This is a genomic window from Methylocystis sp. ATCC 49242 (assembly GCF_000188155.2).
Lineage (GTDB): Bacteria > Pseudomonadota > Alphaproteobacteria > Rhizobiales > Beijerinckiaceae > Methylocystis.
Window position 1 is genome coordinate 872756 of the sequence record NZ_KE124774.1, and the last position, 22357, is coordinate 895112.

Below are 22357 nucleotides of genomic sequence, written 5' to 3' on the forward strand. Positions count from 1 at the left end.
AACCCTTATCGCGCTATTTCGATACCCACGCGCCGCGTCTCGACGGGCGACGGCTCCCACGGTCGCAGATAGACGAACTGGATTGCAGCGTGACCGCGCCTGACGGCCCGGATCGTCCAGCGATGCGTTCCGGGCGCGCCGGGCAAGGCGGCTCCGCGCCTGTGGCCATCATCGGTGATGGCGATGTTTTCCAGACCGTCGCTCGCGTCTCGATCGATCCGCCACGTATAGCCGGTCGAGGGATTCTCCGGCAGTTCTATCTTCGCGGCTTCGCCGGGTGAGAGGCGCATGGAGTCCCCGGCAAAGGCGCTGGCCGGGAGGCAGATCGCCGCCACCGCCACAATTGCGTGGATAGTAAAGTTCACGATTGCGCACCCCGTTCAATGACGGCAGCGATCCGCCGCGCCGCCGCGCCCGCGCCATCCTCCCGCCGCACGGTCGCGGATAGCGTCTCCGCCCGCGCAGCGTACTGGTCCTGCTTCAGCACAATGTCCAGCTCGCGCGCGAGCGCATTGGCCGTCATTGTCTCGCCATCGACGCTACGCGCCACGCCGAGCCGTCGCAGACGTCCGGCGTTGTCGGGCTGATCGCCAAGGAAGGGCGTGACGATCTGCGGCCGTCCGGCGCGCATGGCCTGCCCCGTCGTGCCGATGCCGCCATGGTGCACCACGGCGCAGGCGCGCGGAAAAATCAGCGAATGCGGCGCATAGGCCGCGACATGGACATCCGCCGGCAGCTCCTCGCGCAACGCCGCGACGTCGTCCTCATGCGCCAGCAGCAGCGCGCGCCGCCCCACCTGTCGGGCGGCGGCCGCGAAGACCCGATAATGGTCGTTGCGCGACCGCGCGACGAAGCTCCCGAGCGTGAAGACGACGGGCGGCGGCCCTTGTTCGAGAAAAGCCTCGATGTCGGCGGAGAGCGCTTCCGCGCCGAGAAATCGGTCGTGGAACGTATGGCCGGCGATCAGCATGTTCGGCGCGTGATCGGGCTGCGGCGGCGCCAAAGTCGGGCTGAAAAGGCCGATGGTCGCATCGCTCGATTTCGCGCCAAGCAGCAGGTCGAGGCCGTAGCGCCGCCGCAGGCCGAGGTCGCGTCGCAGACGCCGTAGCGGCCGGGCCGAGAATGCGATCGCGTGCGACAAACCCCACAGCAGAAAGCGGTTGAGCATGAGCTCCGGCGCCGAGCCCGGCGAGGGCCGGAAGGGCGCGCGCGAGCCGATGGGCGGATCATAGGCGGAATAGACCTTCATCGGCGACAGCAGGACCGTCACGAGAGGCAATCCGAGGGCCTCCGCCGCAATGCGTCCCGCAAAGGCGAGACTGTGCGCCACAATGGCGACGGCGCCGTCGCTGGCGGCGACAAGATCGTCGTAGCTTTCCCGCAAATGCGGGAAAATCAGATCCTTGAACAGGAATGTGTCGTCCTGCGCCATGCGGCGGGCGATCTCGCCCATATCGATCCCGAGCCGGGCGGTCAGATCGTCGGCGTCCGGCCGAATCGGCGCAAAATTCAGCCCCTCGCCCGCGATATATTCGGCATAGGCGGCGCTCGTGGCGATCACCGGAGCGAAGCCCTCCCGCTCGAGCGCATGGGCCAGCGCGACGAAGGGGTGCAGGTCGCCGAGCGAGCCGAAGGTTGCGATGAGGATTTTGCGTGCTGCAGAGCTCAAGTCGGGATTTTCCCTGTAAAAGGCGTTAAAGGGCTGAATGAAAGCTTATCGTGAATGAACGGGCGGCCGACTGCGCCACGGCATGTGCTATAATCCGGGCCTTGTCCAGAGGTTGATGATGACTGCGACTGAAATGGAGCGCCCCGCGCTCGCCGAAAAGCCCTCTCTCGCCGGAATGACCCGCGCCGAGATTGCAGACACGCTGCGCGCGTTCGGACTTCCCGAGCGCGAAATCCGCATGCGCGTATCGCAACTCTGGCATTGGATCTATTTCCGCGGAGCGCGCGATTTCGGCGAGATGCTGAACATCTCCAAATCGCTGCGTCTTACGCTCGACGGGGCTTTCGGTTTACGCCATCCGGAAATCGTCGAGGAGCAGGTTTCGGTTGACGGAACGCGTAAATGGCTGCTGCGCCTCGCGCCTGTCGATGCGCAGGACAAGGGCGCGGAAGTCGAGTGCGTCTATATTCCGGAAAGCGACCGCGGCACGCTTTGCGTCTCCTCGCAGGTCGGCTGCACGCTGAATTGCAGCTTCTGCCACACGGGCACGCAGAAGCTCGTGCGCAATCTCACGAGCGCGGAAATCATCGGGCAGTTGCTCGTCGCGCGCCAGAGACTCGGCGACTTCCCGGACCGCGAGCGGCCAACCGACGGGCTCGTGCCGTCGGGCGAAGGCGTGCGCGCCGTGTCCAACATCGTGTTCATGGGCATGGGCGAGCCGCTATACAACATCGACAACGTAATGGCCGCGATCGAGGTCATGGCCGACGGCGACGGCCTCTCCCTAAGCAAGCGCCGCATCACCGTCTCGACCTCCGGCGTTGTGCCGCAGATCGAGCGGCTGGGCGCCGAATGCGGCCCTGCCCTCGCTATTTCGCTTCACGCCGTGCGCGACGATCTGCGCAACGAGCTCGTGCCGCTGAACAGGAAATACCCGATCAAGGAGCTGCTGCAGGCCTGCCGCGACTATCCCGGCGCGAGCAACGCCCGGCGCATCACCTTCGAATATGTGATGCTGAAGGGCGTCAACGACAGCCCCGCCGAGGCCCGCGAACTCGTGCGGCTGCTCAAGGGCGTGCCGGCCAAGATCAATCTGATCCCGTTCAACCCGTGGCCCGGCGCCCCTTACGAATGTTCGGATTGGGAGACGATCGAGCGCTTCTCGGACATTGTCTTCAATGCGGGCTACGCCAGCCCGGTGCGCACACCGCGCGGCCGAGACATCCTCGCCGCCTGCGGACAGTTGAAGAGCGAGACGGAGAAACTGCGCGCGCGGGCGCGGCTGGCGGCGGGGTGAGCCGATAGCATAAGCTAAACGGTAATCATTCACTGTTATTCAGCGCATGGTCACGACGTTTTACGGTGGGACTTCATGCGCAAACCTGAATCGGTGGGCGCGCTCGAGCAGTTTGGACGAGCGCGTCTGTCGCGCAATTTTTTCATGCGGGATTTTCTCTATTCGGAAATTTCCGCGATAAGCGGCATCTCCAATATCCCGGACAATCCAGACCTCGCCATCAAGGCGGGCTCGCGGCTATGCGAGGAATTGCTCGAGCCGCTTCAGGCGACGTTTGGACGCATAGCGATCCGTTCGGCGTTTCGATCCTGCGCGGTGAACTCGTTTGGGAACGAGAACAGATTGAACTGCGCAAAAAACGAGGCCAATTACGCCGGACATATATGGGATCGTCTCGACAGTAATGGCCGCATGGGCGCCACCGCATGCATAGTTGTTCCTTGGTTTATGGATCGCGTTGAGGCGGGCGCCGATTGGCGCTCGCTGGCGTGGTGGATTCACGACCATCTCCCATACTCGACACTCTACTTTTTTCCAAAGCTATGCGCGTTCAATATCTGCTGGCGCGAAGAGCCCGAAAGACGGATCGATAGCTACATAAAACCGGCCGGCTGTCTCACAAAACCCGGCATGCAAAACCACTCGGGCGACCATTCGGAATGGTACGAAGGCTTTCCGAAACTGGTCCGATGAATGTCTCGGAGACGAGCGTCGCTAGAGCCTCGCTCGTCTCGCTCCGGCGAAGGCCACCCCAGCCAGAACCGCCGCAACCACGACATTCCAGTTCGCGAGAGTCAGCCCGAGCACCCATAAGGTCGGCTCGTCGCAGCGCACGACTTTCACGGTCTGAAGCTGCTTCATGAAGTCCATGACCGACCCGGCCGTGGTCAGCGGGCCGGAGCAGTCGGAAGGCCCCGCGAAGATCTTCCACTCGACGCCCGAATGATAGATCGACAGCGCGGCGTTGCCGGCGAAGAGCAGCGCCATCAGCAGGAAGGCGCCGCGCGCCAGCCCCTCTCTCCCGGTCTGCGCGGCAAACGCGGCTAGCGGCGCCAGCGCGAAGGCAGCGTAATAGGGAACCCGTTCCTTGTAGCAGAGCTCGCAGGGCAGATAGCCCAGCGACTCGTAGGTCCACGCGCCACCAATAGCCGCCAGCGAGACGGCCGAAATCAGCAGCGCGAGATTGCGCGGAGTTGCAAACCGCAAGAGCGCCGCCGCCATCTCAGAACATCTTCGCCGCGAAAGCGAAGCCCGCGACGACGATCACCGCCAGCGACCCGATGAACAGGCCGAAATGGCGCTCGAGCTTCAGGCGGATCGTGTCGCCGAAATGATTGATCGCGGCCGCGAGCAGGAAGAAGCGCGCCCCCCGCGTGATGAGCGAGAGCCCGATGAACAGCGGAAAATTATAGGCGAGCAGTCCCGAGACGATAGTGACGAGTTTGTAAGGAATGGGCGTGAGGCCCTTCACCAGAATGAAGATCGCGCCCCATTGCGCATAGAAGGCGCGGAGCGCGTCCATCTTCTCGGCGTAGCCGTAAAGATTGATCAGCCAGAGGCCAATCGTGTCGTAGAACAGCGCGCCGAAAGCATAGCCGAGCGCCCCGCCCGCGACCGACGCAATGGTGCAGAGCGCCGCGAAATACCACGCCTTTTTCGGTTCGGCGAGCGTCATCGGCACGAGAATCACGTCCGGCGGCACGGGGAAGAAAGAGCTCTCCGCGAAGGCGATGGCGCCGAGCGCGAAGGGCGCGTGGCGGCTCTGCGCGAGCGACATGGTCCAGTCATAGAGCTTTTTCATTGTGCCTCGTCGATCATTCCGGCGCCTGGGCGTTTCCCAATTTAGGCGCTTAGCACGAAAAGATTAACCTAAAGATGGCGGACGGCGGGTTGACGGCGCCCCGCGCGTCGCTAATATCCGCGCCGCTCGCCGGACATCCCGCCGGTGCAAGCCCCTGTGGCGGAATTGGTAGACGCGCTCGACTCAAAATCGAGTTCCGCAAGGAGTGCTGGTTCGACTCCGGCCAGGGGCACCATAGCCGAAAATCTGCTCACCTTTCGCCCGCGGGCGACATTCCTGCGCGTCGCGACATACAATCGTCGGACGGCTTGTCGACAGACACGAGCCGCCTGTCGCCATTCGTTGCCAATAGTTTTAGCTTTGCCAATACCTTAGCGCCTGATATAAGCTGGAGCACAACCTCCGGTTGGTGGACTTAGTTTGACTGTGCGAGGAGAGATTGCAACGCCCCGCCGTGGGTCCATCTCGCTTGGGCGGAGCAACAGGGTTCCGGCTGACTTTTATCGAGGGGCAATTCATGAAACGACAGCGTTATGCAGCGCTCTCGCTCGCCATGGCGGCGGCGGGGCTGACCTCCCCCACATGGGCGCAATCCGCCACCGGCGTCGTGCAAAACACCGGCGCTCACGCGAACTACGATTCCGTGAGGGCCAACACCAGAGAGATCGTCAATCCCCTCCCCGCGCCCGACACGACGCGCGTACAGGCCCAGACGTCGAACGCCGTCAGCAATGTGACGCCCGGCGTCTCGCCCGGCTCCGACCCTGTTGCTAGCGGCGTCAATACGCGCGCTTTCGGCAGCTTCGGAATTCCCTACACGTCCACGCGCGTGCAACTGGGCGGGTCGAATAAGACTTCAGCTGTCGGCGCCAGCTATCTGAGCTCGACATACCCCTATCGCGCCATCGGCAAGCTGTTCATCAACGGCGGCCATTGCTCGGCGAGCCTCATTCGCCGAAGCGTGATCGTGACGGCTGCGCATTGCATTCAGAATTTCGGCTCTGGAACCGGCGGCCTCTTTGGCGGATATGTGTTCGTTCCGGGCCATTACGGACCCGGCGCGACCCTAGCGCAGCGCGAGCCCTACGGCCGCTGGGCTTGGCGGGCGCTCAATCGCCCCGTCACCTGGTTGAACGGCACTGATCCGGGCTCGGGCGCGGCGCGCAACAACGACGTCGCCGTCATCATTCTCAACAAGAACGCCTCGAACCAGTTCATCGGCGATCTCACGGGCTGGCTCGGCTATGGCTGGAACAACTATTCCTTCGTCTCCTCGCCGAAGACGGGAAATCTCAAGGTCGCCGCGACATCGACGCTTGGCTATCCGGGCCTGATGGACTCGGGCCGCATCATGCAGCGTGCTGACGGCCCGTCCTATCTGACGACGGTCGGCGCTGCGGCGCAGATCTGGCAGGGCAACAATTTCACCGGCGGCTCCAGCGGCGGCCCGTGGATCGCGAACTTCGTGTCCTTCAACCCCGTGCTCTCGGGCGGCGCTGCGATCGGCTCGGCGCCAAACAGGGCTGTGGTCGGCGTCACCTCCTGGGGTTCAGCCGATCCCAACGCGATCAAGGACAATTATTCCTCGCGCTTTGGACAGAACCCGCAATATCCGAACGCCGCTTACGGCATTTATGGCGCGGGCAATATCGGCGCGCTGCTGCAGCAGGTTTGCAGCCTGCAGGTCACGCCCGGCGTGACCTTCGCTCAGGCTGGATACTGCAACTAAATCCGCCGCCAGAATTGGCGCAAAGCTCCGGCGCGAGGTCTCCTCGCGCCGGTTTTTTTATGAGTTCCGGCGCCTTCACTCGCCCGACGCACATTCTGCGCCGCCCATTGCGAACATCAGCAATGTCGACGAGCTCGACATTCCAGCCCATACCGCAACAGCTCGACGCACATGGGATCGAAAATTGTGATACGCCATCCGCGCGCAAAACCCGATAATGCGGGATTCTTGGGCGAAACCATATAAGTACGGATTTTCCTTCATCAAATTCGGCATTACAGATATTGTGAATTGCAACATTCACAGTGCTGAGTTCTGAACGAATGCCGCCACTAAGGAAAGCCAACCCGCTGCCGCCCCTCGCCTTCGGCGAGGCGCATGCGTTATCGACAACGAACACGAAGGTCGCGGCCGCGCGCGCGGCGCGGACGGTCAACGCCCTCGAATTTTACGAGGCGGCCGACAAAGACGAGCAATTGCATCACAAGGTTGCGGCGGTCTCCATAAACGGCCTCAACCTTACGGCGACCGCTTCAACCTCCCTGCGACTCGGCGTGAAGTCGTCCCGCGACTTTCACCTCTTCATTCCCTTTTTCGGCAGGTGCAGCACCACGGTGGGGCAACGCCAGTTTGAATGGAACGCAAACGAGAACGCCGCATTCTTCACCGAATGCGGGCCGAGACAGGGATTATCCGAAATGCGGTCGCTTTTCGTCGCCGAGCTCGACAAGGCAAGGCTGATCGACACAGCCTGCGCCATGCTGGGAGAGGATTTCCGGCAGGAGTTCTCGCTCGGCGTCGAATTTACGCGCACGCTGCCGCTACAATATGGCCCTGTGAGTTTCACAAACGTCTTCCGGCAGATTTGCGTCCATATCGATGCTCTTTATGACAGGAAATCAGCGCTGGAGCTGCTCGGCGTGGACGATTGGGTCTATCGCCACGCGGCCTGCCTCCTCGAACCCGGGTTGGTTCTGGGCCGACAGCGTGATCGCGACCTTGCCGGATGGCCGTCTCGTAGCCCGGTGGACGCCGTTTGCGACGCAGTCAGGACCAGAGGCCATCGGCCGCTGACGCTGACGGAAATGGAGCAGATCAGCGGCCTCTCCCGCCGCAGCCTGCAATACGCCTTCCGGAAAAGATTCGGTTGCTCCCCGATGGCCTGGCAGCAGCAGGAACGGCTGCATATCGCGCGCGAAAGGCTCATCAGGGGCGCCGAGGCGCTGACAGTCACGCAACTCGCCTATGAGCTGGGCTTTTCCTCGCCTTCCGCTTTCACGGCCTATTATCGCCGCATGTTCGGCGAGACGCCGACAGCCACGATCGCGCGCGCGCAACGTGTGGAATGACCGGCATGCGATCCGAACGCCGCCTTCCGCCACGGCGCCGGTTCCACGAGTGGATAACATTTATCGTGTTGCTGCGGCGCGGCAAATTGCGTAAAATTGAACTCAAGTGGATGGCGCGGAACCGTTTTTCCGTCGGGACGTTGATCGGTTGAAAAAAGACGAGTTTCGACACAAGCTTGGCGTGACGGCAGACGCTGCTGGAGCCCGTCGTAAGATGCAGATGACCGAAAAGAGGCAGGATGGGCTCCCGCGACTGGCCTTCGGCGAAGCGCAGGCCATCCACACGACCAGCGTAAAAGAGGCGGCGGATCGAACCGCCCGAATGATTTCCTCGTTCAATTACCTCGCGCCCATCGCGGGCGAGCAAAAGTTTCATCAAAAGGTCGCCACGATCGACATCAACGGGCTCGTCCTGCAAGCGAATGCGATGACTCCCGTCCGGATGGACGCGGGGTCAAACGAAGAGCTCCATTTTTGCTTTTCCTTCCGCGGCAGGATGCAAGTAGTCGTCGGTGGAAAGACAATTGAATGGAATCCTGGCGCTCAGGCTGTGCTTTACACGAGGCACACGCACCGGGCGGGTGAGGCGGAAATTCGTTCCTGTCTGCTCGCGCGACTTTCGCGCGAGCGACTGATCGCAACGGCGCGCGCGATGCTGGGTGAGGACCAAAATCAGCAACTTCGCCTCGAAGACGGGGTCATGCGGCTCATCGACATGAAGCAAGGCGGCGTCGATTTCGCGACATTGTTCAGCCAAATCTGCCAGCAGATCGACAATCTGTATCTGAACCGCGCGGCCCTCGAGAGGCTGGGCGTCGACGACATGTTTTATCGCCACGTAATATGCCTGCTGAAACCTGAATTGCTGAGCGCCGACGCGCCGGGGCAGAAGGTTCGGGCGGCGTCGACAAACGCGATTGACGCCGTATGCTCGGCTATACAAGACAATAGCGCACGTCGGCTTACCTATACGCAGATGGAGCAGATCAGCGGCCTGTCCGCCCGCAGCCTTCATTACGCCTTTCAGAAAAAGTTTGGCTGCTCGCCGATGGATTGGCAGCAACGCGAGAAGCTTCAGGCCGCGCGCCGAACCCTCATGAAAAGCGGCGGAGAAATCGATCTCCAGCAACTCTCCCGCGACCTCGGCTTTTCAACGCCTTTGAGCTTCGCACACTGCTATTTCCGCATGTTCGGCGAAACGCCGGCGGAGACGCTGTTGCAAAGCTGGTCCCTTACGGATTAGGCGCTGACAGGCGCGGCCTCAACGCGGCAACTCGGCGAGAAGCTTTTTCAGCGCCTCTATTTCTCCGGGCTTCACCATGTGAAGGTCGAAGCCGGCGTCGCGGCCGCGCTGTCGATCCCCTGCCCGCCCCCAGCCGGTCAAGGCCACAAGAAAGGCATCGCGTCCCTCCGGGCGCTCGCGAATCCGCCGCGCCGCTTCAAAACCATCCATGCCCGGCATGCCGATATCCAGCAACACCAGCCGGGGCTGGAAGCCCGCCAATTCGTCCAGCGCCTGCGCGCCGCCGTACACGACGCGGGTCTCGGCCCCGAGACATTGCAACAGCTCGGCGAGGCTGTCGGCGCAATCCTGATCGTCGTCGACGACGAGGACGCGCGGAAGGGACGTTGCGGGAGATTGCATGAAATTCACATTATCCTTTTGGCCGCTCATTGGCGCACCACCAAAGGCAGACGGACGATGAATTCGCTGCCATGGCCGAGACCCGCGCTGCGCGCCTCGATACGGCCGCCGTGCAGTTGAACGATGCCGCGGGCAAGCGCAAGGCCGATGCCGATGCCGCCTCTACCGCTTCGCACTCCGGTTTTGATTTGCGTGAACATATCGAAGATGGACGACGCCATCTCGGGCGGGATGCCTACGCCATTGTCGCGCACCCTGACGATCGCCTCCCCCTCTTCCCGGTCCGCAATCACATCGATACGACCGCCAGCCTCCGTAAACTTTGCGGCGTTATTGAGAAGATTCGCGAAGACCTGCGCGAGGCGGACGGGATCGGCCTCAACCGGCAATGAATGTGAACGAAGCTCTACAATAAGCTGGTGGGGACCGGCTTCGATCTGCGAATGGCTGAGATCGATCGCCTGCGACAGGATCGCCGCGAGCTCGACGGGTTCTTTTCTCAGCTCGATCTTGCCATGGTTGATGCGCGTGACCTCCAGCAGGTCGTCGACCAGTCTCACGAGATGAGTGACTTGCCGCTCCGCGCGCGAGAGCGCCAGGCGTCTTTTCTGTTCGGCGGTCGGATCGTCATGATTCAGCATCTGCAGCAGATGAATCGCGTTCTTGATCGGCGCGAGCGGATTGCGCAGCTCATGCGCCAGCGTCGCAAGAAACTCGTCCTTGCGACGATCGGCCTCGCGAAGCGCCTGCAAATGCTTGCTCTCGGTGACTTCCTCCACCACGACGCTGAAGCCGGCAATCTCGCCATTGGAGTCGAACGTCGGATACCAGCTTTCATCCCAGTATCGCGCGACGCCGGGGTTTGCGGCCGTTTCACCCTCGAGCTCGATGTTTCTGACAGGTTCGCCCGTAGCGATGATCTTATGGGCTAATTGCTCGACCTTCGACGACAGATCGGGAACGACTTCATGCACCGTCCGGCCGATATGCGCTTCGATCGGCAGGCCGTTCATTTCGGCAAGCCGACGGTTGATGCTATGAAAACGCAGATCCTTGTCGAGCGACGCCAAACCGACCGGCGTGTTCTCGTAAATCCACTTCAGTTCGTCGCGCTGTTTACGCGCCTTGGCTTCGCTTCGCCGCAAGGCTTCTTCCGCCCTTTTGCGCTCGGTGATCTCCTCCACGACCACGCTGAAACCGGCAAGCGCTCCCTCTTCGCTGAACGCCGGGTACCAGCTGCTATTGATGTGACGGACGACGCCGGAGTTCGGCGGCATTTCTCCCGAAAACTCCAGGTTCCTGACCGGTTCGCCGGTCGCAAGTATCCATTCCTTGATCATCTTCGCGCCGCGGGCGAATTGCGGGACGACATCGAACACGCTAAGGCCAATATGCTCCTCGACCGGCCGCTGACTGAGATTCGCAAGCCAGTCATTTATGCGCCGATACCGCAAATCGAGGTCGAGATACGCCAGTCCGATCGGCGCGTTCCGATAGATCCAGTCCAGTTCGTCGCGCTGTTTCCGCGCTTCGGATTCACTGTGTCGTAAGGCCTCTTCCGCCAGTTTCCGATCGGTTATTTCTTCAAGCAGCACGCTAAATCCGCTCACCTCGCCATGTTCATCAATTAACGGAAAATAGCTTGCATCCAGAAAGCGAACGGCGTCCGAATTCGGTGAATTTTTTCTGACAATCAAATAATTTTTCAGAGGCTGGCCGGTCGCTACAACCTGACGAACCAGCTGCGCGATCTGATCGCTCGCGTCAGGAGCCATTTCGGAAACACTTCGACCAATGTGGGCCTCCATGGGCGCACCATTGAGTTCAGCCAGCCACCGGTTGACACGCCGATAATGCAAGTTCCGATCAAGTAAACACATGCCAATCGGCGCGTTCTGATAAATCCAGTTCAATTCATCATGCTGACGTCGCGCTTCGGCTTCACTTTCTCTCAGGGCCTCCTCCGCCAACTTCCGTTCCGTGATGTCGTAAACCGCGCCCGCTCCATGGACGGGACGGCCCTCGTCATCGAACGTAAACACACCGCGGCACGAAACCCAGCAGGCGACGCCGGTCTGCGCGTTCACCAGCCGATGCTCGAGCAGGACGCGGCCGTCTCCTGCGAAAGCCGCCTGCACCGCAGAATTGACAATATCGCGCTCCTCCTCAGGCACGCGCCCCACATAATCCGAGTAATGGATTGGAACGCCCTGCGGCAGCCCGAGATATTCCATACCCACATCGTCGAACCACGCAATGTCCGCCTGAACGTCCCAATTCCATGTACCGATATGCGCCGCTGACTGCGCGAGCCTCAGTCGCTCGGACGTTTCCCGCAGCGCTATTTCAACCTGCTTTCGTTCCGTAATGTCGTAGACGACGCCCATCGCGAATATCGGGCGGCCGTCTTTGTCGAATTGAAAACCGCCGCTCGCAGTCATCCATCGAATTGCGCCGTCGTTCGCGCGCACAATGCGGTATTGATCGGCGATGGCCACATCTTTGCCATTCATGGCCGCCCGGGCGTTCTCCTCGACAAGATGTCGATCGTCCGGATGGACAACCGCCATGAAATCGGCGTGCGAGAACGACGCATCACGCGGCAAGCCATACAAATCGAGCAGAACCTCGCTGGCGACGGATTCGCCCGTCTTCATATTCCATTCCCAAACGCCGATCCTGGCCGCTGATTGAACGAGGCTCAGTCGCTCGGCGGTTTCCCGCGCCGCCGCCTCGTTCCGCTTGCGCTCGGTTATGTCCCAAACGGCGCCCAGGAGGCGCGTCGGGCGATCTCTTTCGTCAAGTGTGACCTCACCCTTGGCGACAATCCAGCGCACGACCCCGTCGTTCGCGCGAATGATCCGGCATTCATTCTCGATGTGTCCGCCAGCAGCAAAAACCGCGAGGTTTTGCGCGTCGATGCAAGCGCGGTCCTCCGGATGCACCATCGACAGATAACCGGCGTAAGTGAGCGGCGTTCCCGGCGGCAGGCCGAAGATGTCGCAATACTGCTTGTCGACAGTGGTCCGGTTTGAGGTGAAATCCCACTCGAAGATTCCGATTTGCGCCGCCGACTGGGCCATACTCAGCCGCTCTGCGGTTCGTCGCGCCTCCTCTTCCGCCTCCTTCCGTTCCGTGATGTCTTCCGCGAAAATGATTATTCCACCGATCTCGCCGTCGCCATGGCGCCACGGACGCCGTTCCCAGCGCTTCCATCGGATGGTTCCGTCGGGGCATGTAAATTTATCTTCGGAAGGATGTTCGATCTCGCCCGCGAGCGCGCGCTGGTGCAATTGTTTCCATCGTTCCGGGAGACCGGGAAATACATCGTAATCCGACCGGCCCAATATCGAGCCTTCGAGGCCGAAATCCGTCATCCAGCGCGGGCTGACCGCGAGATAACGCATCTCGCGGTCGAACATCGCCGCCGCGATGGGCGTAAATTCGATGAAGAGGCGCAGCTCGGCGCTGTCCATGCGCGATCTTTCTTGTTTTCCGACAGGGGAACCGAGGCTGCGAACCGCTCGAGGCTCGCTGCTAAGCTACGCTGAAATAAGCCTTTTTAGGTTACCATGGCAAACCGGATTTGGTCGACAATCGAGGCGTGGACGTTCACAATTTTGTAACTTACTGTCACACCACCAAAAACTGTAAATTGGCCGACCGGATCATAACTACGGGACCAAATATCAACGCGCTTCCGGTTAACCATCTGGTTCTCAGACCACCCACGCCGGTGTCAGTGATGGCGATGCGGCCTCAGATCGAGCGGCGAAGCGCGACGGGTGAGTCCGCCGCTCTCGATCCACTTCTGCGTCGCCGCCGTCGCACGCGAAATAAGCAAACGAGATTGAGTAAAATCGTAAGGCGACACATTCAACGGACAGAGCGCGGGCGCCAGATGCGCGTTCACCGTCTCCGGCAAATGTTCGAGATCGCGGATCAGTTGCCACGCGATGAGCAGCGTGATCGCGTGCAGCCCTCGCGCGACGGCGCCCGACGGCGGCTTTTCCAGCGCGCAGGCGTAACCCGTCGGAAGGATGACGACCCGCGTCGCGCCAAGTTTGGTTGCGAGCGAGAGCGGCGTATTCGCGGCGACTGCGCCATCCATGAGCGCAACGCCATTGATTTCGACAGTCGGAAAAATCCCCGGAACGGCGGCGCTGGCGAGGATTGCTTCGGCCGCAGGCCCCTGCGACAGTTGCGCCGCTATTCCCTGCATGTCCGTCGCGACGAGATAAACGGGAATCGTCGCTTCCTCCAGACGATCGAAGGGAAGCCATGTCTCGATCAGGCGCCGCAGCGCGGATGAATCGACGAGGTAATCCGACCGGCGCAACAATGCGAGAGCCGTCGAGAAGGTGAAAGGAAACACGTCGCTGCGCCGCAAGCCGTTCCATATCCCCGCGAGGGCTTCAACGCCATCCGCATCTGGCCGCCCGGCGAAATAGCAAGCGTTCATTGCGCCCACGGACGAACCGACGATGAAATCGGGACGAACGCCGGAGGCCAGCAGCGCCCGCAACATTCCGACCTGCACGGCCCCCAGACTTCCGCCGCCCGCCAGCACAAAAGCCGTTCTCGCGTCGCTCATGGCGTTTCGCCTCACTGCCGCGTCGCCGGCGCAGCGTCATCGCGCCATCAACTCAACTAGAGCGCGCCTCGGGTCTAATCCACGTCACGCTGACCCAGAAATATCATCACCAGCCCCACGCTGCCGATGAAACGGAACGCCGGCTCCTGCATGTTGTAGACGCCCGCGCGCCACATCTGGAACCACTCGCCGCCAATCGCCATGAAGCCAAAGAAGTAGAGCGAAAAGCCGACGGCAAGCCCCGCCACGGCGATTTCCTTTGCGGCGTTGAAGCGCGTCGCCTCCTCCGCTCGCGCCCGCCACAGCAGCCATGCGCCGTAGAGCGTCACCAGTGCGCTGACGAACTCCGCGACGATGATGAAGCCGTAGCAGAGATGATGCAGCGCCGGACTGGTGATCGCCCGCCACGCGAGAGGACTCGGCGGGATCATGTCCATCGACAGAATATGTTTCACGACGTCGAAATTCGTCTCGTAGTCAAAGACATTGTTGATCGCGACCAGAAGGACCAGAAGGCCGGTCGAGGCGACGAGCGCGATCTTGGCGATACGGGCCATCATGAAATTTTCTCCTTCCGCGTCGATGTCGTCACACTAGCGGATGCCGCCGCAAATGAGAACTTGCCTGGATTCAACCGCGCGCGAAGACCCGCCATCCTGCGGAGCGCGCGCTTCGCCATGGGCCGCAACCGCGCCAGCGCGAAGGCGGCGAGGCGTCCCTTGAACGTCATGGCGCGAAACTGCGCCCGCACCGGCGTCTCGCCCGTCGCCCATGTCAACTTGTAGGCGTCGGCCGGCAGAAGCAGATCATAGGTCGCAAGCCCCTCCTCCGCACAGCGCTCGATCAAGCCGCCAGTCAGCGCCTGGCCCGGCGATCCCTCGGCGAAACGGGGGTCGTAACAGCCGAGCAGCGATCGATAGGCGTCACTGGAGACGAAGCCGAGTTCGAGCGCGGCCACGTCCTTCGCGACCCGCAGAGAAAAAACTCGCATAAAGCCTTCGCGCGCGAGCGCGGACAGGAATTCCTCGGTTATCGGGCTGGAAAGGCCGGCGCTGACGAGACCCTTGCGCCGAAGCCATTCGCGCTTGAGCGCCAAGGCGCGGCGCGTCAGTTCTTCGCGCTCGGCCGGCGTTTGCGCCTCAGCAAGGGTCGTGGGCCCCAATTCGGCGAGACGTCGCGCGCGCCGCTCCAGACTCTTGCGACGGCGCCTTTGCATGGCGCGCAAATCGACGAAGGGAGCGGCGAGACATTCGCCGGCAGCCGGCGTCCGCGCGTTGCAAGCTGCGACAACGCTGTCGGCGCGCAGTCGCGTAAAGGCGAAGAGATCCACGTCCCGCCAACGGGACATTTCTCCCTCGGCGATTTTGCGCCATCGCTCGCGGCCCTCGCCCGGCGCGGCGAGCGCATCGCCATATTGCGTCATTGGCTCGCCGATCCAACGAGCGACGCCCACGCCGAAGCGATGTTCGATCTGCAACGGCCACAGCATCACAAGGCGCTCGTCGTCCCGGATACAGAGGATGCGGGGGCGGAGCGACGCGCCGTTCTCGCGCGCCGTCGAAAGCCACGCGCGGCACCAGCGATAGCTCTGAAAGCCAGTCGCCTCGCGCGTCAGTCGCTCCAGAGCGGTCCATTCGGCCGCAAGCGCATCGATGGCGGCGATCGTCTCGACCCGTTCAACCCGACAGGCGGCGCGCTCCGAAGTCACTTTATTTCATGATCTGGTAAGGCGCGACGTCGCTGAAGCCCTCGGCCGCATTGGAATCAACGCGAAAGTCGATCGTCAGCGCCAACCGCTGAGCCTTGAGCTTGCGCCAGCTTTTGTGCGCGGCGGCGACGGCGAATTTGGCCCAGAAGGCCGGTCCCTGAGTTTCGCGCGACAGATCACGGCAGCCATATAGCGGCCGCAGAAGGCCGTTCGCGTAGTCGACCGCATATCCTGCGCGAAGTTCGTCCGTCCAATGTTCGGTGGTGAACGAGACGTTAACACAGTCGGCATTGCGGACGCGATGCGGCGCATTGCGCGGCCAGGTCGCCCAGTCGCCCGGCGTCATCTCGAAACTCTCGGCCGCCGCGTCGTAGGACGCGTCATAGGGAAGTTCGGTGTCGTAACTGCGCTGGAGCACGATGTTCTCGATCGTGCGTTGCGGGAGATAGGGCGGGCGCGGCGGATAAACCCAGACACGCTTGCGTCCCCGCACCTGCCAAAGACTTTGGCCCGGAACATCCGCGTGCAACGCCACATTCATGTTCGGGGAAGAAATCAGCACGCTCATTGAGCGCCGGTAGCTGCGGAAGCCAGGCACGTTGCGTTCGATATCCGCAAAAAGCGCGTCGAGAAGCGCCTGATAGACGCCGGAGGTCTCATGCACGCGCTGCAGATGAACCCAGAGATTTCCGCGCGCCACCGCCGCCATGACGTCGCGGCCGCTCACCCCGGTCATGTCGCCCTCGCGCCATTTGCGCGGATCTGTCTCGTCACGCGGGATCGTGTTGACGTGAAGCCTTTCGCGAGGCGTCGCTTCGATCAGACGCTCCAGCGCGGAGTCGGAGAACAGCTCGTCCTCAGCCACGCCATGGCGCAACCGCAACGGGCGCTGGCCAAACTCCTGCGCCTCTCCCGACGGCCATTTGGTAAGAAAGCTGTTCATGTTTACAATCTACGCAACTCCAGTCGGCTGACATGGTAGGAGGAAAATGGGAAATAAAATGTGGACAGCGGGAAGGCGTTTGAAATGATCGACCTCTATTACTGGCCCACGCCCAATGGCCACAAGATCACGATCTTCCTCGAGGAGACCGGGCTCGCCTATCGCATCAAGCCGGTGGACATCAGCCGCGGCGACCAGTTCAAACCCGAATTTCTCGCGATTTCGCCTAACAATCGCATGCCGGCGATTGTCGACAAGGCGCCGGCCGACGGCGGCGCAGAGGTCTCGATTTTCGAATCCGGCGCCATCCTCCTCTATCTTGCCGAAAAGACCGGGCGCCTGTTTCCGGCCGATCTGCGCGGACGCGCGCGTGTCATCGAATGGTTGTTCTGGCAGGTCGGGGGGCTCGGACCGATGGCCGGGCAGAACCACCATTTCGCCAAATACGCCCCTGCCCGCATCCCTTACGCCATCGAGCGCTACCGTAACGAGACGAACCGACTCTATGGCGTGCTCGACCGCGAACTGGCCAAATCGCCCTATATTGCCGGCGATTATTCGATTGCCGACATCGCCTGCTACCCCTGGATCGTGCCGCACGAGGACCAGGGCCAGGACCTCGACGATTTCCCCCATCTGAAGCGCTGGTTCGAGTCGATCAGGTCTCGCCCAGCGGTGACGCGCGCCTATGCCGCCGGCGCTCCCTATGAGCGAAAGCGGCTGGATTTCACGGCGCTGGAGCGGGAAATCCTCTTCGGCCAGACGGCCGCGCGCGGCGGCGAAAAATAGGCTATGGCTGCGCGGAGAAACGCCCGGAAAGGTATGCCCCATCCATGTCCAACGACCGTCTATTCGCCGCGCAGGAAACAGCCAAGGCTCTGATCGAAGTCGAGGCGGTGCTCGTCAATACGCAAAAGCCCTTCATCACCACGGCGGGCTGGGCGTCGCCGGTCTACATCGACATGCGCAAGATCATCAGCTTCCCGCGCCTGCGCCGCCGGCTGATCGATTTCGCCACGCGCATGATCGAACGCGACATCGGCTATGAATCGCTGGACGTGGTGGCCGGCGGCGAGACCGCGGGCATTCCCTTCGCGGCGTGGATTTCCGACAGCCTGATGCTGCCGATGCAATATGTGCGGAAAAAGCCGAAGGGCTTCGGCCGCAATGCGCGCATCGAGGGTCAGCTGATCGAGAACGGCCGCGCGCTGCTCGTCGAGGATCTCGCGACCGACGGCGGTTCCAAAAAGGACTTCGTGCAGGCGCTGCGCGACTCCGGCCAGCGCTGCGACGACGTGTTCGTGTTCTTTTTCTATGACATCTTTGCAGGCGCCCGCGACGACCTCGCGAAGCTTGGCATCAACATGCACTATCTCGCGACATGGCGCGACGTGCTGACCGTCGCCCGCGCCCACCGCTATTTTCCGGACGACGCGCTGAACGAGGTCGAAGCCTTCATCGCCGACCCGATAGCGTGGTCGGCGGCCCATGGCGGCGCGGACAGAGCGAAGAGCTGAGGCGGGCGTTCAGCGGCGCATTCTGCGTGTGCGCGACCAATCCCGGAAATGTCACGATGAGGCTCCGGCGATGATCGCCGCCGGAGCAATTTCGTTGCACCGCAAATTCCTCGAAGAAGAAACAAGGGGATTTTCCCCAGGATTCCTAATTGCCAGATGTAAGTTTTCCCGGTCGCGTTCGGAAGAACTGGGCGAACGCTTTCTATAGCGGCAATCGATTCTGGCCGGGGTCTTTCTTCAATAACAGCTTATGAATTCGCGATAGACCCAGCCCAGTCGCTTGCCGCCCTGCGTCGTCACATAGGCCCAGGGCTTTCCGGCGTCATCTTCACCGTAACGCTGCACTGTCACGATGCGGCCATTCTCGATCGTGCCGACGATGTTTTTATGGATGTCGCGAATGTTGAGCGGTGTGCCAGTTGGGTCAGTGACCTTGCAGCGGTCTCCGGCGAGCGCGGGGGCGCCCCAAGCCAATACGGCGGCGAAAGCGGCGAGCGTCAAACCTGTTAAAGGCGAAAGTTTCTGCGACATGATTGCCTCCCTGCAATGTAGGATCGTTTATAAATTGCTCGTCACGCAAAGAATGTACGCCGACGCACACGAGATTGCGACATGAACGCACGCTCCCTTTTGGCCCTTCTCATGCTTCTGCCGACGCATGCCCTCGCAGAGCCGCCGCCGGGCTTCGCGCGCCTTTCCGACGTCGCGCCGGATGTTGCGCAGGACATGCGTTATGCCGGGCCGAACAATTTCACCGGCCGCCCGGTTCCCGGCTATCGCTCGCCGCAATGCTGGCTGCGCGCAGACGCCGCCCGGGCGCTCGCCGCGGCGCAGGCGGATGCACGAGCGCACGGCTTCTCGCTCGTCGTCTATGACTGTTACCGCCCGCGCCGCGCTGTTTCGGCTTTCGTCGAGTGGTCACGCAACGCGGATCAGGCGACCAAGGCCGAATATTATCCGCGCCTCGACAAGAGCACGCTGTTCGCGCGCGGCTATATTGCCGAGCGCTCCACCCACTCCACCGGCCTCGCGGTCGATCTCGGCGTGCAAGGCTGGAATTTCGGCACGCCCTTCGATTTTTTCGACAAGCGCTCCTGGACGAATTCGGAGGCCCGCGGCGACGCGCGCGCCCATCGCGACACGCTCGTCGCCTTGATGCGACGTCATGGATTCGAGAACTATCCGCGCGAGTGGTGGCACTACACTTTCAAGGGCGCGGGCGACGCGCAGGGTTACGACGTCGAAGTCGATTGACCGCGCGGAATGATGTTGGCCCGTAACCACTCGGCGAGCCCTGCATCGTCAATTTCGCGCGACGCGAGCAAATCGATCTGGATGACGCAATCCACGTCATTCGCCATGAGCTCATAACCATTGTCGGCGAGAAACAGCTCCATGGCGATGAGCGCGACGCGCTTCTTGCCATTGACGAAGGGATGGCTGCGCAGGAATCCCATGGCGCAGGCAGCCGCAAGACGCGCCGCGTCGGCGCGCGGTTCGGCTTTCGCGACTTCCCGGGGGCGCAAAATTGCAGCTTCGAGCGCCGGCTCGCCAATGACGCCTACCGCGCCGCCATGCGCGGCAAGCGCTTCTTCATGGATCGCCAGCACGATGGCGCGATCGAGGAAACGCCAGCGCGTCATTTGGACAATTCGCGCAGCGCATTGTGCCGCCGACTCATGATCCGGCGGGCGAGCGCCATGCGCCGTTCGAAATCGGGATCGCTCTTGGTGATGCGATAACCCTCGGGGGATTTCGTGAGGTAGAGCCGGTCGCCCTTCTCGACATTGAGGTCGGCGATGATTTCGCGCGGCAGCACCACGCCGAGCGAATTGCCGATGCGCGTGATCTTGAGGGAGCCGAAGGCGTCGCCGGTTTCGGGTTCATCCATCATCTGTTATTACACCTGTATTAACCTTAACAGTTATAACTTATGTTATAACTGTTAACCGTCCCGTGCAACATGACAAACGGCCGCGCATGGCTAAACTGCCGACGACATGCGCCCCGACATACTCGCTCCCCTGTTCGGTCGCGTCGCCGCCCTGCCCGGCGTCGGCCCGAAGACCGCCAAACTTTTCGACCGGCTGCTCGCCCGCCCCGGCGCCGAGGCGCGCGTCGTCGACCTGCTCTTTCATCTGCCGACCAATGTCGTCGATCGCAGCCAGCGCCCAAAAATCGCCGAAGCGCCGATGGACACGATGGTGGTGATCAAAGCCACGGTCGTTGAACATCGCCGTCCCCAGGGCCGCTTCGCCAGAGCGCCCTTCCGCGTGCTGGTGGAGGACGAGACGGGCGACATTGAACTCGTCTTTTTCCTCGCCAACCCCGACTGGATCGAGCGCAGCCTGCCGATCGGCGGCACGCGCTGGATTTCAGGGCGTATCGAGCTTTACGACGGCCGCCGTCAAATGGTGCATCCGGACCGCGTCCTCGACGAGGCGGGGCTCGCCAGATTGCCGCCCTTCGAGGCGGTGTACGGTCTAACCGAGGGTCTGCAAACCCGTTACGTTTTACGCGCCACGGAAGAGGCGATGACGCGCCTGCCCGCCCTCCCCGAGTGGCAGGAGCCGAGCGTGCTCGCAGCGAACAAGCTCCCGGCTTTCGCCGAGGCGCTGCGCGGTGCGCATCGTCCCGAGAGCGTGAGCGCGCTTTCTCCGCAACACCCCGCGCGGCAGCGGCTCGCGCTCGACGAATTGCTGGCGAGCCAGCTCGCCTTGCGTCTCGTGCGCGCGAAGATGCGCCGTCTGCCGGGCCGGGAAAACAGGGGCGACGGCCGCCTGTCGCAAGCGATCGAGTCCGCGCTGCCCTACAGCCTGACCGGCGCGCAGCAGCGCGCGCTTGCCGACATCCGCGCCGATCTCGGATCGGACAGGCGCATGCTGCGTCTCGTGCAGGGCGACGTCGGCTCCGGCAAGACGATCGTCGCCGCTTTGGCGATGGCGAGCGTTGCGGAGTGCGGCCGCCAGTCTGCGCTGATGGCGCCGACCGAAATCCTCGCGCGCCAGCATTATGAACGTCTCGCGCCCTTGCTCGAGCCCGTCGGCCTGCGCGTCGCGCTGCTCACGGGGCGCCTGAAAGCGAGCGAGCGCGCTGCGCTCCACGCCGCGATCGGCGCCGGGGAAATTGACGTTGTCGTCGGTACTCATGCGCTGGTGCAGACCGATCTCGCCTTTCACGACCTGGGCCTCGCCGTCGTCGACGAGCAACATCGTTTCGGCGTGCAGCAGCGCCTTGCGCTCGGCTCCAAGGGCGAGGCGGTCGATGTGCTCGTCATGACAGCGACGCCTATTCCGCGCACGCTCGCGCTCACGGCCTTTGGCGACATGGACTCGTCCGCGCTCGACGAGAAGCCGCCGGGACGCACGCCGATCTCCACCCGCGCGCTGCCCGCCTCGCGCATTGGGGAGGTCGTGGCCGGTCTGCAACGCGCACTGGCGCAGGGCGCGCGCGCCTATTGGGTCTGTCCGCTGGTGGAGGAGAACGAGGACCTCGACCTCGCCGCGGCGGAGGAGCGCGCCGCCGATCTGAGGCGCTATTTCGGAGACGCCGTCGGACTTCTCCACGGCCGCATGAAAGGTCCCGAAAAGGACGCGGTGATGGAAGCCTTTCAACGCGGCGATGCTCGCCTCCTCGTCGCGACCACGGTGATCGAGGTCGGCGTCGATGTGCCGGAGGCGACGATCATGGTGATCGAGCATGCCGAGCGCTTCGGCCTTGCCCAGCTTCACCAGCTGCGCGGTCGCGTCGGGCGCGGGACCGGTGAGTCGAGTTGCCTGCTGCTTTACAAGGGTCCGCTCAGCGAGACGGCCAAAGCCCGCCTGACGATCATACGCCAGACGGAAGACGGCTTCCGTATCGCGGAAGAAGACCTGCGTCTGCGCGGAGAGGGTGAGATCCTCGGCACGCGGCAGGCTGGCATGCCCGGCTTCCGCCTCGCGGATCTGACGGCCCATGCCCGCCTGCTCGCCATCGCTCGGGATGACGCAGAGCTGATCCTGCGCCGTGATCCCGAACTTTCCAGCGAACGCGGCAAGGCGTTGCGTGTCCTGCTCTATCTCTTCGAGCGCGACGAGGCGATACGGCTATTGCGCGCAGGTTGAGC

22 protein-coding genes, 1 tRNA gene and 1 pseudogene are annotated in these 22357 nt (G+C 62.4%); 10 read left to right on the forward strand and 14 right to left on the reverse strand.

The genetic code is table 11. The features are described 5' to 3' along the window. Positions 1–5 precede the first annotated feature (5 nt). Both MET49242_RS06190 and MET49242_RS06195 read right to left on the reverse strand, forming a co-directional pair. Positions 6–365: a protease inhibitor I42 family protein gene (locus tag MET49242_RS06190; RefSeq protein WP_144259488.1), complete on the reverse strand. Its 360-nt coding sequence runs from the start codon at positions 363–365 to the stop codon at positions 6–8. Next, positions 362–1669, reverse strand: a complete 1308-nt coding sequence (locus MET49242_RS06195) for a glycosyltransferase (RefSeq protein WP_036281463.1) — start codon at positions 1667–1669, stop codon at positions 362–364. The genes MET49242_RS06190 and MET49242_RS06195 overlap by 4 nt, the downstream gene beginning before the upstream one ends. A 118-nt stretch (positions 1670–1787) precedes the next feature. Between MET49242_RS06195 and rlmN the strand changes: the two genes are divergently transcribed. Continuing rightward, on the forward strand, positions 1788–2966 hold the full coding sequence (rlmN, locus tag MET49242_RS06200; RefSeq protein WP_036287142.1) for a 23S rRNA (adenine(2503)-C(2))-methyltransferase RlmN: 1179 nt from the start codon (positions 1788–1790) through the stop codon (positions 2964–2966). A gap of 75 nt (positions 2967–3041) precedes the next feature. Continuing rightward, positions 3042–3659: a hypothetical protein gene (locus tag MET49242_RS06205; protein WP_036281465.1), complete on the forward strand. Its 618-nt coding sequence runs from the start codon at positions 3042–3044 to the stop codon at positions 3657–3659. A gap of 21 nt (positions 3660–3680) precedes the next feature. Here the strand turns inward: MET49242_RS06205 and MET49242_RS06210 are convergent, their stop codons facing one another. Together MET49242_RS06210 and MET49242_RS06215 are read right to left on the reverse strand one after the other, a co-directional pair. After that, complete coding sequence (locus MET49242_RS06210) at positions 3681–4187, reverse strand: disulfide bond formation protein B (RefSeq protein ID WP_036281467.1); 507 nt, start codon at positions 4185–4187, stop codon at positions 3681–3683. A gap of 1 nt (position 4188) precedes the next feature. Next, the gene (locus MET49242_RS06215; RefSeq protein ID WP_036281470.1) at positions 4189–4767 is read right to left on the reverse strand and encodes a YqaA family protein; all 579 of its coding nucleotides are present in this window, start codon (positions 4765–4767) and stop codon (positions 4189–4191) included. Between the two features lie 150 nt (positions 4768–4917). Between MET49242_RS06215 and MET49242_RS06220 the strand changes: the two genes are divergently transcribed. From MET49242_RS06220 to MET49242_RS06235, 4 genes are all read left to right on the forward strand, one after another. Next, positions 4918–5002 (forward strand) — tRNA-Leu (locus tag MET49242_RS06220). A 282-nt stretch (positions 5003–5284) separates the two neighbouring features. Then, positions 5285–6496, forward strand: coding sequence for a serine protease (locus MET49242_RS06225; protein ID WP_036281472.1), 1212 nt, complete (start codon positions 5285–5287; stop codon positions 6494–6496). 323 nt (positions 6497–6819) lie between these two features. After that, positions 6820–7845 carry an AraC family transcriptional regulator gene (locus tag MET49242_RS06230; RefSeq protein WP_036281476.1) on the forward strand — a complete coding sequence of 342 codons (1026 nt, stop codon included), beginning with the start codon at positions 6820–6822 and terminating at the stop codon, positions 7843–7845. A gap of 220 nt (positions 7846–8065) precedes the next feature. Further along, the gene (locus tag MET49242_RS06235) at positions 8066–9088 is read left to right on the forward strand and encodes an AraC family transcriptional regulator (protein WP_158497264.1); all 1023 of its coding nucleotides are present in this window, start codon (positions 8066–8068) and stop codon (positions 9086–9088) included. Between the two features lie 18 nt (positions 9089–9106). On the opposite strand, the gene MET49242_RS23210 is transcribed toward MET49242_RS06235, so the two are convergent. The 7 genes and pseudogenes from MET49242_RS23210 to MET49242_RS06260 all read right to left on the reverse strand — a co-directional run bounded on the left by MET49242_RS23210 (position 9107) and on the right by MET49242_RS06260 (position 16735). Beyond that, on the reverse strand, positions 9107–9490 hold the full coding sequence (locus tag MET49242_RS23210; protein WP_210162334.1) for a response regulator: 384 nt from the start codon (positions 9488–9490) through the stop codon (positions 9107–9109). Between the two features lie 26 nt (positions 9491–9516). Next, positions 9517–12147: a PAS domain-containing protein gene (locus MET49242_RS23215; protein ID WP_244430729.1), complete on the reverse strand. Its 2631-nt coding sequence runs from the start codon at positions 12145–12147 to the stop codon at positions 9517–9519. Positions 12148–12267: 120 nt separating this feature from the next. Further along, a pseudogene (locus MET49242_RS26565) lies at positions 12268–12966 on the reverse strand (PAS domain S-box protein); the annotation flags it as partial. A gap of 263 nt (positions 12967–13229) precedes the next feature. After that, entirely contained in the window at positions 13230–14084 is an 855-nt protein-coding gene (locus MET49242_RS06245) for a patatin-like phospholipase family protein (RefSeq protein ID WP_036281482.1), read from the reverse strand. Between the two features lie 74 nt (positions 14085–14158). Beyond that, positions 14159–14644 carry a DUF2165 family protein gene (locus MET49242_RS06250; RefSeq protein ID WP_036281485.1) on the reverse strand — a complete coding sequence of 162 codons (486 nt, stop codon included), beginning with the start codon at positions 14642–14644 and terminating at the stop codon, positions 14159–14161. After that, positions 14641–15792, reverse strand: coding sequence for a GNAT family N-acetyltransferase (locus tag MET49242_RS06255; protein ID WP_036281487.1), 1152 nt, complete (start codon positions 15790–15792; stop codon positions 14641–14643). Before MET49242_RS06255 ends, MET49242_RS06250 begins: the two co-directional genes overlap by 4 nt. Position 15793: 1 nt before the next feature. Continuing rightward, entirely contained in the window at positions 15794–16735 is a 942-nt protein-coding gene (locus tag MET49242_RS06260) for a hypothetical protein (RefSeq protein WP_051134050.1), read from the reverse strand. Between the two features lie 84 nt (positions 16736–16819). On the opposite strand from MET49242_RS06260, the gene MET49242_RS06265 reads away from it, so the two are divergent. Further along, positions 16820–17524, forward strand: coding sequence for a glutathione S-transferase N-terminal domain-containing protein (locus MET49242_RS06265; RefSeq protein ID WP_036281490.1), 705 nt, complete (start codon positions 16820–16822; stop codon positions 17522–17524). 44 nt (positions 17525–17568) lie between these two features. Then, on the forward strand, positions 17569–18252 hold the full coding sequence (locus MET49242_RS06270) for an orotate phosphoribosyltransferase (protein ID WP_036281492.1): 684 nt from the start codon (positions 17569–17571) through the stop codon (positions 18250–18252). Positions 18253–18489: 237 nt separating this feature from the next. Here the strand turns inward: MET49242_RS06270 and MET49242_RS06275 are convergent, their stop codons facing one another. Beyond that, positions 18490–18783 carry an SH3 domain-containing protein gene (locus MET49242_RS06275; RefSeq protein WP_036281494.1) on the reverse strand — a complete coding sequence of 98 codons (294 nt, stop codon included), beginning with the start codon at positions 18781–18783 and terminating at the stop codon, positions 18490–18492. A gap of 81 nt (positions 18784–18864) precedes the next feature. Between MET49242_RS06275 and MET49242_RS06280 the strand changes: the two genes are divergently transcribed. After that, on the forward strand, positions 18865–19506 hold the full coding sequence (locus MET49242_RS06280) for a M15 family metallopeptidase (protein ID WP_036281497.1): 642 nt from the start codon (positions 18865–18867) through the stop codon (positions 19504–19506). Here the strand turns inward: MET49242_RS06280 and MET49242_RS06285 are convergent. Both MET49242_RS06285 and MET49242_RS06290 read right to left on the reverse strand, forming a co-directional pair. Beyond that, positions 19485–19895 (reverse strand): type II toxin-antitoxin system death-on-curing family toxin, encoded by a 411-nt coding sequence (locus tag MET49242_RS06285; protein WP_036281499.1) that lies wholly within the window; start codon positions 19893–19895, stop codon positions 19485–19487. The genes MET49242_RS06280 and MET49242_RS06285 overlap by 22 nt on opposite strands. Further along, the gene (locus MET49242_RS06290) at positions 19892–20146 is read right to left on the reverse strand and encodes an AbrB/MazE/SpoVT family DNA-binding domain-containing protein (protein WP_227964814.1); all 255 of its coding nucleotides are present in this window, start codon (positions 20144–20146) and stop codon (positions 19892–19894) included. Before MET49242_RS06290 ends, MET49242_RS06285 begins: the two co-directional genes overlap by 4 nt. Before the next feature lie 106 nt (positions 20147–20252). Here MET49242_RS06290 and recG point away from each other — a divergent pair, with 106 nt between their 5' ends. Then, positions 20253–22355: an ATP-dependent DNA helicase RecG gene (recG, locus tag MET49242_RS06295; protein WP_036281501.1), complete on the forward strand. Its 2103-nt coding sequence runs from the start codon at positions 20253–20255 to the stop codon at positions 22353–22355. Positions 22356–22357 lie beyond the last annotated feature (2 nt).

What these genes read in the sequence shown, in the direction of transcription:
- rlmN (WP_036287142.1), top strand. Translation starts at nt 1,788, where the DNA reads ATGACTGCGACTGAAATGGAGCGCCCCGCGCTCGCCGAAAAGCCCTCT.
- MET49242_RS06205 (WP_036281465.1), top strand. Translation starts at nt 3,042, where the DNA reads ATGCGCAAACCTGAATCGGTGGGCGCGCTCGAGCAGTTTGGACGAGCG.
- MET49242_RS06210 (WP_036281467.1), bottom strand. Translation starts at nt 4,187, where the DNA reads ATGGCGGCGGCGCTCTTGCGGTTTGCAACTCCGCGCAATCTCGCGCTG.
- MET49242_RS06215 (WP_036281470.1), bottom strand. Translation starts at nt 4,767, where the DNA reads ATGAAAAAGCTCTATGACTGGACCATGTCGCTCGCGCAGAGCCGCCAC.
- MET49242_RS06225 (WP_036281472.1), top strand. Translation starts at nt 5,285, where the DNA reads ATGAAACGACAGCGTTATGCAGCGCTCTCGCTCGCCATGGCGGCGGCG.
- MET49242_RS06230 (WP_036281476.1), top strand. Translation starts at nt 6,820, where the DNA reads ATGCCGCCACTAAGGAAAGCCAACCCGCTGCCGCCCCTCGCCTTCGGC.
- MET49242_RS06235 (WP_158497264.1), top strand. Translation starts at nt 8,066, where the DNA reads ATGACCGAAAAGAGGCAGGATGGGCTCCCGCGACTGGCCTTCGGCGAA.
- MET49242_RS23210 (WP_210162334.1), bottom strand. Translation starts at nt 9,490, where the DNA reads ATGCAATCTCCCGCAACGTCCCTTCCGCGCGTCCTCGTCGTCGACGAC.
- MET49242_RS23215 (WP_244430729.1), bottom strand. Translation starts at nt 12,147, where the DNA reads ATGAAGACGGGCGAATCCGTCGCCAGCGAGGTTCTGCTCGATTTGTAT.
- MET49242_RS06245 (WP_036281482.1), bottom strand. Translation starts at nt 14,084, where the DNA reads ATGAGCGACGCGAGAACGGCTTTTGTGCTGGCGGGCGGCGGAAGTCTG.
- MET49242_RS06250 (WP_036281485.1), bottom strand. Translation starts at nt 14,644, where the DNA reads ATGATGGCCCGTATCGCCAAGATCGCGCTCGTCGCCTCGACCGGCCTT.
- MET49242_RS06260 (WP_051134050.1), bottom strand. Translation starts at nt 16,735, where the DNA reads ATGAACAGCTTTCTTACCAAATGGCCGTCGGGAGAGGCGCAGGAGTTT.
- MET49242_RS06265 (WP_036281490.1), top strand. Translation starts at nt 16,820, where the DNA reads ATGATCGACCTCTATTACTGGCCCACGCCCAATGGCCACAAGATCACG.
- MET49242_RS06270 (WP_036281492.1), top strand. Translation starts at nt 17,569, where the DNA reads ATGTCCAACGACCGTCTATTCGCCGCGCAGGAAACAGCCAAGGCTCTG.
- MET49242_RS06275 (WP_036281494.1), bottom strand. Translation starts at nt 18,783, where the DNA reads ATGTCGCAGAAACTTTCGCCTTTAACAGGTTTGACGCTCGCCGCTTTC.
- MET49242_RS06280 (WP_036281497.1), top strand. Translation starts at nt 18,865, where the DNA reads ATGAACGCACGCTCCCTTTTGGCCCTTCTCATGCTTCTGCCGACGCAT.
- MET49242_RS06285 (WP_036281499.1), bottom strand. Translation starts at nt 19,895, where the DNA reads ATGACGCGCTGGCGTTTCCTCGATCGCGCCATCGTGCTGGCGATCCAT.
- MET49242_RS06290 (WP_227964814.1), bottom strand. Translation starts at nt 20,146, where the DNA reads ATGATGGATGAACCCGAAACCGGCGACGCCTTCGGCTCCCTCAAGATC.
- recG (WP_036281501.1), top strand. Translation starts at nt 20,253, where the DNA reads ATGCGCCCCGACATACTCGCTCCCCTGTTCGGTCGCGTCGCCGCCCTG.